Annotated in this window: 16 protein-coding genes; 3 read left to right on the top strand and 13 right to left on the bottom strand. The window is 42.0% G+C overall.

Annotated elements, in window-relative coordinates:
- Nucleotides 1-74: 74 nt before the first annotated feature.
- The 9 genes from GVV58_RS12680 to acnD all read right to left on the bottom strand — a co-directional run bounded on the left by GVV58_RS12680 (nucleotide 75) and on the right by acnD (nucleotide 7,079).
- A complete protein-coding gene (locus tag GVV58_RS12680) occupies nucleotides 75-788 on the bottom strand; it encodes an SIMPL domain-containing protein (protein ID WP_159516700.1) in 714 nt (237 codons plus the stop codon).
- Nucleotides 789-885: 97 nt separating this feature from the next.
- Nucleotides 886-1,134 (bottom strand): DUF6868 family protein, encoded by a 249-nt coding sequence (locus GVV58_RS12675; RefSeq protein WP_159516699.1) that lies wholly within the window; start codon nucleotides 1,132-1,134, stop codon nucleotides 886-888.
- A gap of 528 nt (nucleotides 1,135-1,662) precedes the next feature.
- The gene (locus GVV58_RS12670) at nucleotides 1,663-1,926 is read right to left on the bottom strand and encodes a hypothetical protein (protein ID WP_159516698.1); all 264 of its coding nucleotides are present in this window, start codon (nucleotides 1,924-1,926) and stop codon (nucleotides 1,663-1,665) included.
- Nucleotides 1,927-2,039: 113 nt separating this feature from the next.
- The gene (locus GVV58_RS12665; protein WP_159516697.1) at nucleotides 2,040-2,261 is read right to left on the bottom strand and encodes a hypothetical protein; all 222 of its coding nucleotides are present in this window, start codon (nucleotides 2,259-2,261) and stop codon (nucleotides 2,040-2,042) included.
- 149 nt (nucleotides 2,262-2,410) lie between these two features.
- Nucleotides 2,411-2,788 carry a hypothetical protein gene (locus GVV58_RS12660; protein WP_005169548.1) on the bottom strand — a complete coding sequence of 126 codons (378 nt, stop codon included), beginning with the start codon at nucleotides 2,786-2,788 and terminating at the stop codon, nucleotides 2,411-2,413.
- A gap of 121 nt (nucleotides 2,789-2,909) precedes the next feature.
- Nucleotides 2,910-3,053, bottom strand: coding sequence for a zinc ribbon-containing protein (locus tag GVV58_RS15540; protein ID WP_004645925.1), 144 nt, complete (start codon nucleotides 3,051-3,053; stop codon nucleotides 2,910-2,912).
- A 128-nt stretch (nucleotides 3,054-3,181) separates the two neighbouring features.
- Nucleotides 3,182-4,063: a hypothetical protein gene (locus tag GVV58_RS12650; RefSeq protein ID WP_005169545.1), complete on the bottom strand. Its 882-nt coding sequence runs from the start codon at nucleotides 4,061-4,063 to the stop codon at nucleotides 3,182-3,184.
- A gap of 20 nt (nucleotides 4,064-4,083) precedes the next feature.
- A complete protein-coding gene (locus GVV58_RS15695; protein ID WP_034608409.1) occupies nucleotides 4,084-4,302 on the bottom strand; it encodes a hypothetical protein in 219 nt (72 codons plus the stop codon).
- 161 nt (nucleotides 4,303-4,463) lie between these two features.
- The gene (gene acnD / locus GVV58_RS12645; protein ID WP_159516696.1) at nucleotides 4,464-7,079 is read right to left on the bottom strand and encodes a Fe/S-dependent 2-methylisocitrate dehydratase AcnD; all 2,616 of its coding nucleotides are present in this window, start codon (nucleotides 7,077-7,079) and stop codon (nucleotides 4,464-4,466) included.
- Nucleotides 7,080-7,863: 784 nt separating this feature from the next.
- On the opposite strand from acnD, the gene GVV58_RS12640 reads away from it, so the two are divergent.
- Both GVV58_RS12640 and GVV58_RS12635 read left to right on the top strand, forming a co-directional pair.
- The gene (locus GVV58_RS12640; protein WP_159516695.1) at nucleotides 7,864-9,981 is read left to right on the top strand and encodes a multicopper oxidase family protein; all 2,118 of its coding nucleotides are present in this window, start codon (nucleotides 7,864-7,866) and stop codon (nucleotides 9,979-9,981) included.
- A 114-nt stretch (nucleotides 9,982-10,095) separates the two neighbouring features.
- Nucleotides 10,096-10,821, top strand: coding sequence for a folate-binding Fe/S cluster repair protein (locus GVV58_RS12635; RefSeq protein ID WP_159516694.1), 726 nt, complete (start codon nucleotides 10,096-10,098; stop codon nucleotides 10,819-10,821).
- Between the two features lie 52 nt (nucleotides 10,822-10,873).
- On the opposite strand, the gene GVV58_RS12630 is transcribed toward GVV58_RS12635, so the two are convergent.
- Nucleotides 10,874-11,119 (bottom strand): hypothetical protein, encoded by a 246-nt coding sequence (locus GVV58_RS12630; protein ID WP_159516693.1) that lies wholly within the window; start codon nucleotides 11,117-11,119, stop codon nucleotides 10,874-10,876.
- 263 nt (nucleotides 11,120-11,382) lie between these two features.
- Between GVV58_RS12630 and GVV58_RS12625 the strand changes: the two genes are divergently transcribed.
- Complete coding sequence (locus GVV58_RS12625; RefSeq protein WP_159516692.1) at nucleotides 11,383-12,180, top strand: tetratricopeptide repeat protein; 798 nt, start codon at nucleotides 11,383-11,385, stop codon at nucleotides 12,178-12,180.
- A 260-nt stretch (nucleotides 12,181-12,440) separates the two neighbouring features.
- Here GVV58_RS12625 and GVV58_RS12620 read toward each other — a convergent pair whose 3' ends face one another.
- The 3 genes from GVV58_RS12620 to GVV58_RS12610 all read right to left on the bottom strand — a co-directional run bounded on the left by GVV58_RS12620 (nucleotide 12,441) and on the right by GVV58_RS12610 (nucleotide 15,898).
- The gene (locus GVV58_RS12620) at nucleotides 12,441-13,367 is read right to left on the bottom strand and encodes an AEC family transporter (RefSeq protein ID WP_005097988.1); all 927 of its coding nucleotides are present in this window, start codon (nucleotides 13,365-13,367) and stop codon (nucleotides 12,441-12,443) included.
- Nucleotides 13,368-13,429: 62 nt separating this feature from the next.
- Nucleotides 13,430-14,539, bottom strand: coding sequence for an NADH:flavin oxidoreductase/NADH oxidase (locus GVV58_RS12615; protein ID WP_159516691.1), 1,110 nt, complete (start codon nucleotides 14,537-14,539; stop codon nucleotides 13,430-13,432).
- A gap of 93 nt (nucleotides 14,540-14,632) precedes the next feature.
- Nucleotides 14,633-15,898, bottom strand: a complete 1,266-nt coding sequence (locus GVV58_RS12610) for a carbohydrate porin (RefSeq protein ID WP_159516690.1) — start codon at nucleotides 15,896-15,898, stop codon at nucleotides 14,633-14,635.
- Nucleotides 15,899-16,283 lie beyond the last annotated feature (385 nt).

Here is a 16,283-nt window from a genome sequence, read left to right as displayed (position 1 = left end):
AAAATATAGAAATCAAAAGAGCTTAAAGGAGGATTTTAAGTATTTAAAACCAATTTTTCAAATGAGGACACGCCCTAATCTGCCAGATAATAATCCACCGTCGAAACTACACGGACTTTCTTCAAATAGGGGGTATTGCTGTCGCGATCTTCGATACTAAACATGCCCTGATTGGCGGACTTGATTTTCCCCAGACTGCTTTTTGAATCTGCGGCAAATTTTTCTGCCACACTGCGGGCATTTTCGGTGGCTTGTTCAATCATCGCCGGCTTAATGTCATTCAACTTGGTAAATAAATATTCGGTTCTTTGTCCGGAATCATCTCCAGCAAAGGCAATGCCTTTTCTACCCAAAGCCACCAGACGGCTTTGTGCCTTGCGTACTGCATCGATGTTGTGGGTATAGACGGTAATGGTCTGACTGGCAGTATAGCGCAGTGCGACATTGGCATCACCGCCGTATTGCTGGGCGTATTTATCGGTAATACTTGGTGAGGCACTGGTGATCTCTTCGGCACTAAAACCTTCATTTTTTAGAAAAGTCTGAATTTCCTGGGTATTGTTTTGCATGGTATCGTACAACTGGGCCAGATCCTGACTGCCTGCGTTAAAGCGGATCGGCCACACTGCTACATCGGCCTTGACTTCACGCTCTGACAAGCCTTTGACCGAAACAATACGTTCATACTGTTTAATTTTCAGGGCACTATTGCCCAGAATCCAGCCAGCAAGCATCATCCCTAAAGCAATCAAGGCACCCAAAATCAGTGCCGGTTTGACTTGATTCATCTGCATCCACTCCTTTGAAATCCTGTTTTAATTGTTATTTAACTAGACTAATCCCAAGCTATTTTTTGTCATTAAAAAATGCAGTTCAGAATCGCGCTTAACTTTGTTTGATCAAATAGATTGCAATTAAAGGCGCCAGGTTAAACAGCAAAATTCCAATTTTATACAGCGCCATACCCGAATAATGAATCACATCGAAGCTGGCTTCAGACAGCCGGAACCATTTTCCGTGCACTTGTTTCATCCAGTTGCGGGCAAATACAAAAACCGTGAACCAGAGCATAAGAATGATGTAATTGATGAGCAAGGAAAATAGTAAAAAACGACACCAAATATCGAGATTCATCACGATTCCCCACCAGGCAGCTGATGCTTTAAAAATAACAGTTTTGATCTGGGAAAATGAGAACTGATTTGTATCTTGCTTGAATGAATATTTTTCTTAAGTTTTTGATTTATTATTATTTTAATGATTTCTTATGTTGCATTGCCGGAGAATTTTTTAGGGTGTTGGGAAAACGTTTCATGGTTTACTTCAACTATCAATCTTTGTAAGACTTGATCTTATAGCCTATAAACTTATGGTCTATAGCGTCCTAAGCCGGATCGAGACCTTTTGGGTTCGTACTGCACTCGCGTTTTGCGCCGCTCGCAGCATGCTACTCTTTCCGATCCCATCACACCCTTGAGAGCTATATTAGGCAAAGATGGACGGGATTAATTTCCTATGTTTTTTTAATTTTTAGATTTTTTGAAAATTTATTTCATTATTAAACCAAATTTAGGGAAATAAATTCTATTCTTCATTTTTTACGCTTTTTTATTCTGTAAACATGGCCTTTATTGCAATTTATCTTCAAGACATGATGACTATTTATTGAAACAAAGCAGCCTGAATCCATTGTGCGCTAAACCACCAGATACTGATCGCCGACATCCCGCACAGCAGATTGGCCAGAACTTTATTGAGTCTCGTCAGTTCAGAGCTATAGACTTTTAGATTCAGTAAATATGCCATCACGCCGTAGAGCAAGCCAATTGCGCCCCCAAACGGGATCAGAATTAATGGCCATGCGGAATAAAAGTGGGCTTTCTTGCTTAATTTTCCTGATTCTGGTTCGTACTCTGTGATTTCCATATGTGTTTGCCCTCTTTCCAATATGTGCACATGCACTATTTCAAGGCAGATATTTAGCTGTTATTAAATATTTGCCTTCTAGGACTTTGATTGAAGCAAGAAGCAGACCAGTTTTAGCGTACAAAAAGCTGACGGGTATGCTTATTGATATAGGCGTTCAGGCCATCGCCATATCGGGCGAGCTGTTTCATGTTTTCCACATGCTGATCACCGGCACTGCTATAACTGTAGGTATAAACTTTTGAGGTTTTCTTAAATTGCACGCGAATAAATTCGTTACCAATCTCGTAATTGGCAACACCTGAGTCGTGATTAAGATCAAGATAATGTTGCAATTCGGCAGCCTTAAATATGGTGAATCCAGGGTTTTATATGGAGGTAATTTGGTTAATTTTCAATCAAAATCAAAGTTCAAAAAGATGTGAATTTACAAAAAAATATCCCACTCAATGATGGGATATTTTTTTCAATCTAATTGAATTAATTAGCAATTAGGATCAACGACATAGCTTGTCTGGCTAAATTTTTGCCATGCTCCAGTAGCAGCACCATCTACAACCAGAATAGAAATAAGTCCCCAATCTAGGAAGATACCTAATAAAGTTGTTGGATCAAATGTTTTCTGTGGAATAACGGTGTTGGTTTGACAGCCTTGCTTCTCTGCCTTAATCACATAGTTTTCTTTCTTTTTGAAAGTATAGACAGTATTACGCTGTCCCATATATTCTTCATTGACATATAACTTAGCCAATTCATCATTACTACGGATATTCACAGTTTGAGTTGAACCATTAAACATCGTGGCACAGCCTGAAGTAAATAAGATTGCACTGCCTAGTACTAAAGCTGCAAATTTTTTCATTGTTTCACCCCGGAAATATCTAACCTTAATTTAAAAGTGGTTAGCTAATAAACAGCAAAAAGCCCTATGGAGTAATAGGGCTTTCATTCAAAACAGAGGGTAACTGTTTGAGTTGTTTTGCTTAGGCATTCTTATTGTTAAATTGATTGCCTTGGCATTTGGTACACGGTGGTAAACGATCAGTACCAATTTCTAAGTAGGTGCGGTGTCCGCATTGAACACAAAAATAGAAGCCTGTTCCGGGTTTTTCGCCAGCAGTAACCATCTTTGTTCTCCATGGTTTTAGAAATGGTCTGTCTAGTATAACCCTCTGGTGATGAATGTCTATTGTCCATTTTTGTAAATGATGATGGCATTTGGGCGAAGGCAAATACTGCAAAAATCTACATGGTCTTATCGCCTTTTATGTTCGGTTCTAATTGCAATATCAGGTATTGATTCAGCAGGGCTAATTACAGTTTGTATTTTTGCTCTATCACTCAACCTTTCATTTAACATATAAGCAAATGATTTACCTAATTTTTTAGCTTCCATTTGTATTTCATAGAGCTCTTCTCCTGAAATTGGATTATCACTCATATCCACTATAGTAGAGAAATGATACGTTGCATCTTCTTCATTTTCTGAAAGGGATGCTAATTCAATGACTTTATTAGGATCTACACTCACTGCATCTTGCATACCAGAACCTGCAACCCCAAAATTTTGAACTACTCTAGAATTATCCCTTAATTTCAAAATTTCCAGGTCTTCTTTTGAAAAGGGTACATGGAATTCATTAAAATTTATGAAAGGTCTTCCATCAATCCTCATTTGAAAATGGTAGTGGGGATATTCGATTTGTTTGCCTTTATGCCCCTCAGCATCATTCTCTGAGCAATCAAATGTCCACTCAATATTTTTCCACTTTATTGTAGAAGATAAAATTTTACGCCCAGATCTTTCACTGTCTAGATCGTTAATATTTGAAAGTAACTTCTCTTCATTTGCACACCACCTTAAATAAGCTGCAATATTGTGATAACCATATTTTTCATATATCAATTTAAAATGTTTTTTTTGAAATTTACAAAGACGTAATAACCAATGTAGACATGGTTCTCCTACACTCATCGTTTTGAAATCTTTTCTGCATAGGTAACATTGCCGTTTCTGATAGCTCTCTTTAAAAGCAATTACTTGTCGCAAATTTTCTTCATGCTGTTTTGTATTAAATTCTTTAATTTGATCTTCTGTTAAACTATCGAGCCAAGATTCAAAACTTTTCTTATTCACTATTTTTCTCTTTCATAAATTCAGTCATATAAGAACTTAACATTTCTATTTATGTATGCATTTAATCCATTACCAGATCTAGCTAATATTTTCATTTTATCTACGTGAAACCTCCCAGCCTTCCTATAACTGTATTGATAAATTTTAGCCGTTTCTCTAAATTTCACTCTAATATAAGTCTCACCAATTTCGTAATGCGTCACGTTAGAATCATTATTAATATCTTTATAAATTTCCAAAAATCCCCCCCATTAAAAAATAAAAAACGCCCCAATCCACATTAGAGCGTTTTTTAAACAATTTCAATAACTTTAATCTCCCCCCCTTGCGAAGCAATACTTCTCTCCTTTAAAAAAGGAGGGAGTTCCCCTCTTTATTAAAGAGGGGTTAGGGGAGATTCTTAAATATTCCCTTCTAAAAAGTCCTGTGCAAAGCGTTGCAACACCCCACCCGCTTCATACACATGCACTTCTTCTTCAGTATCCAGACGGCAAGTCACAGGTACTTCAATAATCTGGTTTTTACCATCATCGGTTGAACGCTCAATCACCAAAGTCAAAGTCGAACGTGGCGCGATATTACCAATCACGCTATACAGCTCCGTACCATCAAGACCTAAAGTCTTACGATCCGTACCCGACTTAAACTCAAGCGGCAATACCCCCATACCGACCAAGTTGGTACGGTGGATACGCTCAAAACCTTCTGCCACAATCGCTTCTACACCTGCCAGACGCACACCTTTCGCCGCCCAGTCACGACTCGAACCCTGACCATAGTCTTTACCTGCAATAATAATTAGCGGTTGCTTACGGTTCATGTAGATTTCAATCGCTTCCCACATCCGCATTACTTCGCCTTCCGGCTCCACACGCGCTTTCGAACCTTGCTTGATCGTGCCATCAGAACGCACGACCATTTCATTGAACAGTTTCGGGTTGGCAAAAGTCGCACGTTGCGTCGTCAGGTGATCACCGCGATGCGTTGCATAAGAGTTAAAGTCTTCCTCAGGCACGCCCATTTTTTTCAGGTATTCACCTGACGCACTGTCGAGCACAATGGCATTCGATGGTGACAAATGATCAGTGGTGATGTTATCACCCAAGATCGCCAGTGGACGCATATTGGCTAAGGTACGCGGTGCAGCGAGTGCACCTTCCCAATACGGCGGACGGCGGATATAAGTACTTTGCGGACGCCAGTCATATAGCGGGCTTGCTGCCTTTTCATTCACACCCAAATCAAACATCGGAATATAGATTTGACGGAACTGTTCCGGCTTCACTGCTTCTTTCACCAGTGCATCAATTTCTTCATCCGATGGCCAGATATCTTTTAGATAAATCGGGTTGCCCTCTTTATCTGTACCAAGTGAATCCGTTTCGATATCAAAACGAATCGTACCGGCAATCGCATACGCCACCACCAGTGGTGGAGATGCCAGAAAAGCCTGCTTCGCATAAGGATGGATACGGCCATCGAAATTACGGTTGCCCGACAATACCGCTGTGGCATACAGGTCACGGTCAATAATTTCTTGCTGAATTTTTGGATCTAGTGCGCCCGACATGCCGTTACAAGTGGTGCAGGCATAAGCCACGATCCCAAAACCCAGTTTTTCTAAATCTTTTAAAACGCCAGCTTCTTCCAAATACAACGCTGCTGCTTTAGAACCCGGTGCAAAAGAAGATTTCACCCAAGGCTTACGGACTAAACCGAGTTCATTGGCTTTACGTGCCAGCAAACCTGCCGCCACGGTATTTCGCGGGTTTGAGGTATTGGTACATGAGGTAATCGCCGCGATAATCACCGCGCCATCTGGCATTAAACCTTCAGCCTCTTGCGCACGTGCAGCTTCTAGATTACCTGCAATGCCTTTTTCTTTTAAGTCAGATGTCGAGACACGAGCATGTGGATTGGATGGGCCAGCAATGTTACGGGTTACTGTTGAAAGATCAAAACGCAATACACGTGGATATTCTGCCTGAGTCATATCCGATGCCCACAGACCAATCTCTTTGGCATAAGTTTCAACCAGTTTGACTTGCTCTGCTTCACGACCGGTCAAAGTCAGATAATCAATGGTGTTCTGATCGATATAGAACATCGCAGCGGTTGCACCGTATTCCGGAGTCATGTTGGAAATCGTGGCACGATCACCCACTGACATGCTGTCGGCACCTTCACCGAAGAATTCTAAGTATGCCCCGACCACACGTTCTTTACGCAGGAATTCTGTCAGTGCGAGCACAATATCGGTTGCGGTAATGCCCGGCTGACGCTGACCAACAAACTCCACACCAATGATGTCAGGCAGACGCATCCAAGATGCACGGCCCAGCATCACATTTTCCGCTTCCAAGCCGCCAACACCAATCGAGATCACGCCCAATGCATCTGTATGAGGCGTATGCGAATCTGTACCGACACAGGTGTCCGGGAATGCCAGACCGTCACGGTTTTGAATCACCGGAGACATTTTCTCCAGGTTGATCTGGTGCATGATGCCATTACCGGCAGGAATCACATCGACATTTTCAAACGCGGTTTTGGTCCATTCAATAAAATGAAAACGGTCTTCATTACGACGGTCTTCAATCGCGCGGTTTTTCTCAAAAGCATCCGGATCAAAACCACCAAACTCAACCGCCAGTGAATGATCGACAATCAGCTGGGTCGGTACCACTGGATTGACTTTAGCCGGGTCACCGCCCTGTTCTGCAATTGCATCACGTAAGCCGGCAAGATCGACCAAAGCTGTTTGTCCCAAGATATCGTGACAGACCACACGTGCCGGATACCATGGAAAATCATGTTCCTGTTTACGCTCAATCAGCTGGCGCAAAGACTGTTCTAAAATGGCAGGATCACAACGACGAACCAGCTGCTCAGCAAGCACTTTGGAGGTATAAGGAAGTTTGGCATATGCGCCTGGCTGAATATCTTCTACGGCCTGACGCACGTCATAATATTCCAGCTGGGTGGATTGCAGCGGTTTACGGTAGTTGTTGTTCATAGCTTGCCTGCCCTCGTTTATTACTCTTTTTTGCACATCAAAATTTATTGATGACTTGTTTTTAATCAAGGCATTGTACGCTGCCGAAAGTCCATTTCCCAAATCTTATAATTTTCAATAGTTTAATTATAGAAATCGGTCTATTTTAATCAATTTGTTATCTGGCCTTTAGAATTTTGGCTCTAAACTTCTATTTTTTTGAAAAATCGTAGAAAATTCATCTCATTCTTTAGTATGAGACACTCACAACAGCATAAAAAACAATCAACATATAGGCGCAATAAACAGGCTTTATTTCATATTCATGCAACTTTTATGAGCTGTATTTTAAGCAGCGAATAGACCCTATAACCGATTAAAAGCCAACTATTAAAAGCCAAATAAGTCTCTTCTCTTACATTTAGGTCTTTATATGCAAGCGGCTTGTTGATAAAAACTGGATATTAAGCATATCTTCAAAACATCCTTATACAATAATTCCGAAAATCATCGTATTTCAGCGATAGAACCATTTAAAAGCTGTGTCCTGATTCAATTCCATAATTTTCGTAAGACTTTCTTACAAATTTTACAACTATTTTAATATGTATAAATATTATCGAATAATTAAAGATTTACATAAAAATTAGCACATTCAACACCAAAGAAAAAATACTTTAGACATACCGTTTATCTGCCTCCCCCTAATTTGGTGATAACAGTTTTTCTCTCAATTAATTAAATCTAAACAGTAATTACTTCACAACAACAATACTCATCACAAAAGTAGATAAAGGTGATTACGATGTTACAGCTTGCGATTATCGGTGTCATAGCAGCGGTCATAGCCGTACTGGCATCAAACTGGAATGGAGCTAAAAATCCTCCTAACCCCTATAACCCTTCAAATCCAAATAATCCGTCAAATCCAAGTAACCCAAACAACCCGACTCAGCCACCACCTGCTCCAACTGCACCGGATTCTCTGATCAGTAATCCGCCATTGCTACAGAAAAATGCCAAAGGCAAATACGAACTGATCATCGCGTATAAAACGGATAAGTTGTATAACCCCAGAAAAGGAACATGGGATCAACTGGTGCTCCGTGGCTATGTGACCAAGCCCAGTTTATTTAATAAGAAAAAAGCAGGTGAATATGTCGAAGACCGGCTAGTCGGGCCCCAGATTCGGGTCAAACAGGGAGAAACCTTTTCTGTGCATTTGAATAACCAACTGCCCACGGAGTCCACAGCAACCTGCCCAGAACATATTCTCGATGCGAATGACCCACATTGTTTTAATACCACCAATCTGCACACTCATGGCCTCTGGGTCAGCCCGCAAGGCAATAGCGACAATGTTTTCCTGAAGTTCAAACCACAGGAAAAATTTGACTATCAATTCAAAATGGAACCAAATCATCCTGCGGGTACTTACTGGTATCACGCTCATCTACATGGTTCAACGGCTATTCAGGTCTCTAGCGGCATGGCTGGCCCATTAATCGTAGAAGGCAGCCGTATTCCTCAAGTCAGGAATGGCAAAATCACATCGACGGGAGACATGGATATTCTGTGGAAAGATAAAGGCAAGAACAGCTATTCTAATGAAAATATCCTCCTGTTTCAGCAAATTCAGTATCGATGCACTCACCCGGCAGGCACGACCAATCTCAATAATTGTGATGCTGGTGAAGTCGGTATGCTGGAAGATTATCAAGGCCTGAATGCCTTTAATTCATGGGGAGCAAATCATTATTACACCTCGATTAATGGCAAAGTACATGGCGAGATTCAAGTTGAGCAAAACCAGTTTAAGCGCTGGCGTATGATTCATGGTGGTGTTCGCGACACCCTTGGTCTTATTATTAAGGAACTGCCAAAATCACAAAAATTTACCGCTGAACAAACCATTAAAGCTTGTTCTGAATTTCAGGAAGAAGACAAAAAAGCAGATTTTGATCAGCTCACCAGCTTGCCGGTCTATACCATTGCTCAGGATGGTTTAACCATGGATCATGTGCAGACACGTAGAATCTCGATATTTCAACCCGGTTACCGTCACGATGCGATGGTCGCCTTCCCAAGCACGAATAGATACTGTATTTTTGACACCAACTTGAACATTGATGATGAAATCAATGCCATCCCTACATCCGGACAAATTACCCCTCAACTCGCTCCGGGTAATACGTTAAATGCCCAACTACTGGGATGGGTGAATGTCAAAGCGAGTAAATTAAAAGCGCAAACGCCAGCCCAGTTTTTACAAGCTCAGGCACAGAAAATTGGCTTAAACAAAGAAATTCAGACCCAGCTCTCACAGTTAAAGCTTTCTGCCTTTATCGACCATCCATCGCTGATGACCACTGAAATTGAAAATCGCTTAAAAAACCGTCCACCACAACGCTCAACCTTCGATGCCAGCTTTGGTCCAAATGGTAAGTTTGGCTACCGTTACAGTGATATTGAGGGAATCTATAGTTTTGGTGACCTCTTTACCGGCGCGGATGCAGTAGAAGGTGCATATGTACGGAAACTGGAATTTGGGCAAATTGATGAATGGATTCTTAGCAGTAATAACCTGAATCATCCTTATCATATCCATGTGAACCCCTTCCAGATTGTAAAAGTACTGGATCCAACGGGTAAGGATGTCAGCGATATTCCGCTGGCAGTAGATCCAAATCCTAATCTGGAAGATATTCAATACCGCGGCTTAAAAGGACAGTTTAAAGATACAATCTTTGTTAAACAGGGATATCAGGTAATTGTCCGCAGCCATTACAAGAAATTTGAAGGTGATTTTGTGCAGCATTGTCATATCCTTGACCATGAAGATCAGGGCATGATGGAAACCGTACGAGTCTGTGGAGGCAAATTCCCTTGTGATTCACCATTACCGGCTAGCCATCACCACTAAAGATCTGCTCGCTAAAAGCCAATGATTTCGATTGTTGGCTTTTTTGTTTGCCTCTATTTGATGCTTGCTGCACAATAACTGCATTGATTTATAGTATTCAAACCGGGGCTTATTATGGCAGCGTCTCCTGCTTTTACATTGTTTAGTCTGAATGGTGTAGATGCACAAAAATTCCTTCAAGGTCAGGTGACTTTGAATACTGAAACTTTGGCGGAAAACCAGACACGCTATACTGCAATCTGCAGTCTGAAAGGACGCATTCAATTTGGCTTATGGCTTAAAAAAATCAGTCCGGAAAGCTTTGAAATCGTCAGCACTGAAGATCAGTCCACGGAACTGGCCAATCATATTAAGAAATTTGGCGCCTTTTCAAAAATGAAACTGGAATTGGTCGGTCCGGTTTATCCAGTCATCAATGGTATTCATACTGACTTTGTGGCGACTGAAACTGATGTGACCATGTGGGAACAGCAAGCCATTGAATCAGGTCAGGCCTGGATTCAGGCTGCCACTGCAACCCTGTTTCAACCACAAGAATTACGTTTGCATCAACGCGAAGGCATTCACTACGACAAGGGTTGCTACCTGGGTCAGGAAGTAATTGCGCGCTTATGGTTTAAGGCCAAGCCCAAACACTGGTTACATCTGGTTCAAGGCACAGATACCGCGCCTGATGTTGCAACCAAACTGAATAATGATGTTGAAATCGTTAATAGCATCACGACTGATGCCGGTTATAAAGCGCTAGTCGTGGCAAAGCCTGAGGCATTAACCGAATTGGGCCTAGAAGTGCTGGAACTTCCTGAAGCCTTAAGTGGTGATGTGGCGCGTCCGCAATAATTCAGGTTCCGCCCATGAAAAAAGCCAAGATAAAATTCTTGGCTTTTTTGTTTTAGAAACCATGAAACAGCTTGTTCATGTCTTTTACCACATAATCTTTGAAGTGATAAGCACGCGCATGTTTGGCATCAAACTTTGCCGTGAGTTCACCTTTTTGAAAGACATATACCCGGTCTTCCTGACTAATCAAAAACTCTGCACCAAGTTTCATCAGCAGCGCATCAATCTTGTCTTCATCGGCAATCGATTCATCTGCATTGATTCTGTCATAGTGACGTTTAATGGTTTTGACAAACATGGTGAAATCCTGGGAGTCTGATTCAAACCGAGATTTAATCAGAGAAGTCGGCTGAAGCAAAGTAATCCTTTTGATATCTGCAGGATTGATCAGAAACCTGTCCGAATCATGCATCGATATAATCGGTGTATTGTGCTTCGATGATTTGTATTTAGTGACAAATTGTATATTTACAAAGCACAAAATCCTTTTATGATGTAAGTGAAAATGATTAAAACCGCACCAAGGAATAAGGTGCCAGCAATAATAAGGTTATAGGAACCATGAAAAAATTAGTACTCGCTGCAGTTCTTGCCGTTTCTGCGCAATTCGCTCTGGCAAATACCGTAAAAGATCAGGCCGACCCCCAGTTTGTAAAAATTGAAGCCATGGTGAAAGCCAATAATTTCAAAGGCGCCTATGACGCTTTAAATCAATTGGCTAGTCAGGGAAATGCCCAAGCCATATATAACTTAGGCTATTTAACCCAGACCGGCCAGGGCACTGCCAAAGACGAGAAAAAAGCCATCCAGCTCTATGAACAGGCAGCCAGCAAAGGTTACCCTGTGGCCAATTATGTACTGGGCAAAAATTATGCGGCGGGTACATTAGGACTAAAGCAGGATTTAAGCAAAGCCAAACAGTATCTGGAACATGCCTCAGCAGCCAACTTTGATGATGCCAGCATTGATCTAGCCATACTGCTATTTTCTGAAAATACGGCAGCGTCAAATAAAGCCGGACTGCAAAAGCTACAACCGTTGATCAGCAAAGGTAATATGCAAGCGATTCACGCCAAAGCCTTATATGACATCAGCTCTGGTTTTAAAAACAAAGATGAAAAACCGATTCAGCAAGGTTTAAGCAGTATTCAGGATCTGGCTAAAAAAGGCTATATCCCTGCCCTGATGGCAGTCGGCAATATGTTTGCCAATGGCAGTATCGTGCAGCAAAACTTGCCTGAAGCGAAAAAAATCTTTGCTGCATTGGCACAGCAAAATATTCCGCAGGCTAAAGAGTCTTTGGCAGCAGTAGACAAAATGATGGCGGAGCAGAAAAAAATACCTGCCAAAAAGAGTTAATTTGGTTTCGCCCCAATGAAAAGCGGAGCTTCGCAAGAAAGGCATCTTGCGGAGCCATACTCTCATCGCAAAACTCGTCAGCCAGCACCCACTAGTAAATTTGTCGCAGAAACAATCATTTTTAATCTTGCGGTGCAATACACCTCATGCCTCAAACAGTTGCGGATGAGTTTTTCATCTATCAGATATAATCATGAATTTAAAAAAGAAAATGCCAATATGGGGGCTTTTTATAAGGAGAGAATCAATCCTGGAATGAGCTATCCCCACCACAAGGCAATTAGGCCGCTGGTCACGATAAAACCAGCGATGGTGCTCATCAGCAGTGGTGTTAAGGCTCGATCATTTAAACCATAGGCCTGTCCCAACATACCGAAGATTGTTGGCATCGGTAAGGCAGCAATCAAAGTACCCGCATGAACCATTTCCTGACTTAAACTGGTCAATTGACTGAGGCCAAGATACATCAGCAGCGGCATCATAATGTTGTTAGAAAACACCAGATAGAAACTTTGCAGATTAACGTATTTCAGGCTCATTCCCACAATACCGCCACCAATTGCAAACAAGGCCAATGGCGATGCTGTCTGCCCGATCAAGGCAAAAACCTGATCGATATAGAGCGGAATTTTAATCTGGAAAATCGCACAGGCCATACCCAGTACGACCCCCATAAATAAGGGGTTTGTTACTAAAGTCAGCACCACACTTTTAAAAATAGAGCCAAGATTTGCCTGATGCTGTGTTCCCAGCGCAGCCATGACCAGTACCAAAGGAATCAGCAACATACTTTCAATGATGACCACCAGAGAAGTATAAGTCATGGCCTGCTGCCCGATTAACAGACTAAGCACGGCCGTACCAATCAGTCCGGTATTCGACATCGCGGCGCCCAGCGACAATACTGCACTCTGCGAATGCGTATTCTGAAAATAACGGCGCATCATCCAGAAACCGCTACCATAGAGCAGTAAAGTTACGCTGCTATACACCGCAAAGTATTCAAAATACCAGATTTCATGCAGGTCTTTAGAGGCGAGAGACTGGAAAAACAGCAGAGGCAACGCCACTTTAATGACAAAAGCACCGACTGTACCCACTTGCTCTTTGTCTAACACTTGACTTTTTACAGTCAGATAACCCAGTGCCAACAATAAAAAAATGGGCACAATGACCGCAAAAATCATAATGCAGCGTCCTCATTTGCAATGAGTGACTATTATACGACCTTCCTGCTTAGAAAAGATTGTTAAAAAGGCTCAAACAGATGGTTTAGACCATGCGGGGCACTGCGAAGATATTGGGGTGAAATCTTTAGTTTTTCTTCAAGTGCCGCAGCTGCATGCCAAGGCCAATGTGGATCGTAGAGAATCGCGCGTGCAATAGCGATGGCATCGGCCTGCCCTTTTTGCAGAATATGTTCTGCCTGTTCTGCTTCGGTAATTAAACCTACAGCAATTACCGGAATATTGACGGCTTTTTTGATGATATCTGCAAAAGGTACTTGATAGTTCGGTTTCACATCAATGTTCTGTTTGACATGTAAACCGGCACTGGAAATATGAATATAAGCTGCGCCCACCGCTTCGAGGGCTTTAGAGAGTTCAACCGAAGAATCAATATTCCAGCTATCCTCATGCTCCATCCAGTCACTCGCTGAAATACGCACTCCGATTGGATAATCTTCCGGAACTGCTGCCTTCATCGCTTGCAATACTTCCAGCGTCAGGCGAATCCGGTTTTCCAGTGAACCACCATATTTATCCTCACGCTTATTGGAAAGTGGCGACATAAACTGATGTAACAGATAACCATGTGCTGCATGTAGTTCAATCAGGTCAAAGCCTGCATCAACTGCGCGTTTGGCACTTTCTGCAAAGTCTGCAATGACCTGATCAATCTCTGCCTGATTCAGCGCTTTAGGAGGATGTTCGTCTGCCTGAAAAGGAAGATCACTGGCAGAAACAGTTTGCCAGCCATGTGCCTCATCCGGTTTAAACTGGCCTCTACCTGCCCATGGTTTATCTGTAGAGGCTTTACGTCCGGCATGTGCAAGCTGGATAGCAAATGGCATTGGCGATATAGATTTAACTTTGGCCAATAATGCTTTGATCTGGGCAGCTTGCTGATCATTCCACAATCCCAGGTCTGCATAACTGATACGACCTTCTGGTTGTACGGCAGTCGCCTCGACAATACAGAGTCCGGCACCAGAGAGCGCATAATTCGCCCATTGCTGCTCATGCCAATACGTGATTTCACCCTCATCTGTGGCTGAATATTGACACATGGGTGCAATAATAATTTTATTGCTGAGTGATAATGAACCAAACTTTAGCGGTTGAAATAATAATGTCACGTGGCAATCCCTCTTTATTCATGTGAAGTATGATCGGGCAATAAAAAACAGGCTTTAAAAAGCCTGTTTAGTTATAACGTGAACGATCACTTTTTAGAAGATGATGCGGCTGGTTAAACCAAGTAGCAGTGCATTATCTACGTTGTTGGTTGCCCCTGGATTGACTACATATTGCAGGTTTGGACGTAGCATCAGCCATTTTGTTGCATTATAGCTATAGTTAAGTTCGATATTGTATTCTGCATCGGCATTGAATGCTGGACGCGAATCTGCAAAGCGATTATTCACGTGCACACGGTTAACTGCCAGACCCAAAATATCATTCGGTTGACTGTCGAGCAGGCCAATATATTTCACCCCAAGCTGTTGTGAATGATCGACTTTATTGGTTACACGGTCATGCCAGGTGAAATTGGCAAATGAATGCAGGCCCTGACGCCCCTGACCTGTTGAAGTTAATTGCTGTTCGATGGCCAACCAGCCTGCAAAGGTACGATCTTCAGCTTGACCAGTGACAATATCTTTTTGATTGATTGGATCATCCGCAGTATTGTACATCCCACCCACACGGTAGCTACCCGGCAAGTTATTGATGAGTGATTTGGGTGTCCATACAATTTCTGCTGGAATGGTCACGCCATCGGCATGCTTAGTATCCAAACTCCAGCCTTGACCTTCTTTAGCACCATTGCCATTGTCCGGATTAAACTCATAAACACCGACTTGTACTGCAAGTTCAGGGTTTAGCTGCTGCTTTATACGCGCACCCCATTGTGATACTGGCGTGTTCATCCAGATATTGCCTTGCCATTTACCCATCTGCGCAGCACAAAATGCTGTACTGGCAAAGTCACAGGCCATCACATTAAAGTCCATGCCCAGACCCAAACGGCCAGCCTTAATACTCAGTCCTTGCTCTTTATAATTCTTTTCAATCGAAAGTTCACTCAGACGGCTATCCTGATTGCCACGCCCAAACGTACCTTGTGCATTGGCCATCTGTGGCGCTGATGGATCTTGCAAATCACGGATAGACGTACTTTGGCCTTGGCGCGCACTCATTGCAGCACGTACCGTGACACCGTTCCATCCTGCCAGTTTTTCCAGGTCCAGTTGAGTACCCAGCCATAATTGGGCAGAAGTTAATGGATCTGCGCCCTCATTACGACCACCATCAGCAAGATAGGCGGTATCGGTTAACAGATTGGCTTCAAATTTAATTCCCTGTTGGGCCAGTTCTGTACGTTGACCATTCCAGTCCCCCAGTAAATACTGACCTTGTGGATCAAATGCAGATTCCGCCTGAGCGGTTGTCATGGCAGCCATTAAAGGCAATAGAGCTAGACCTAAATATTTCATGTAAAACCTAAACATTCGGAGAGAAAAACAAGCAAGGTTTTTAAATTGCTATTAGGTGCATGAATTTACATAACTTTTCATACAAATTCCCAGCATTTTTTTTATTACTCATTAAACTTTTAGTTATGTCTTAAACATAAAAATATAATTTTTATTTAAAAAATCTTAAATTATTTATATATTTTTCATTAGCTTATAATGTATTGATAATTTCCATTCGATTTACTTCTAAGAAAATTCGCTATAAAAACATAGAAACCTAGTTTATTCTTTAAACAATTCCAGTTTAAATAAAGATGAAATACCCAGTCATTTTCCAGCGATTTCACCCAGATTAACGCTTGCAATCCCAGCCAATTCACCCAATATTAGCTGCATCTCCCTC

The sequence above is a fragment of the Acinetobacter sp. 18QD2AZ41W genome (assembly GCF_009829025.1).
Lineage (GTDB): Bacteria > Pseudomonadota > Gammaproteobacteria > Pseudomonadales > Moraxellaceae > Acinetobacter > Acinetobacter pseudolwoffii.
This window is presented reverse-complemented; position numbering and strand designations above follow the sequence as displayed.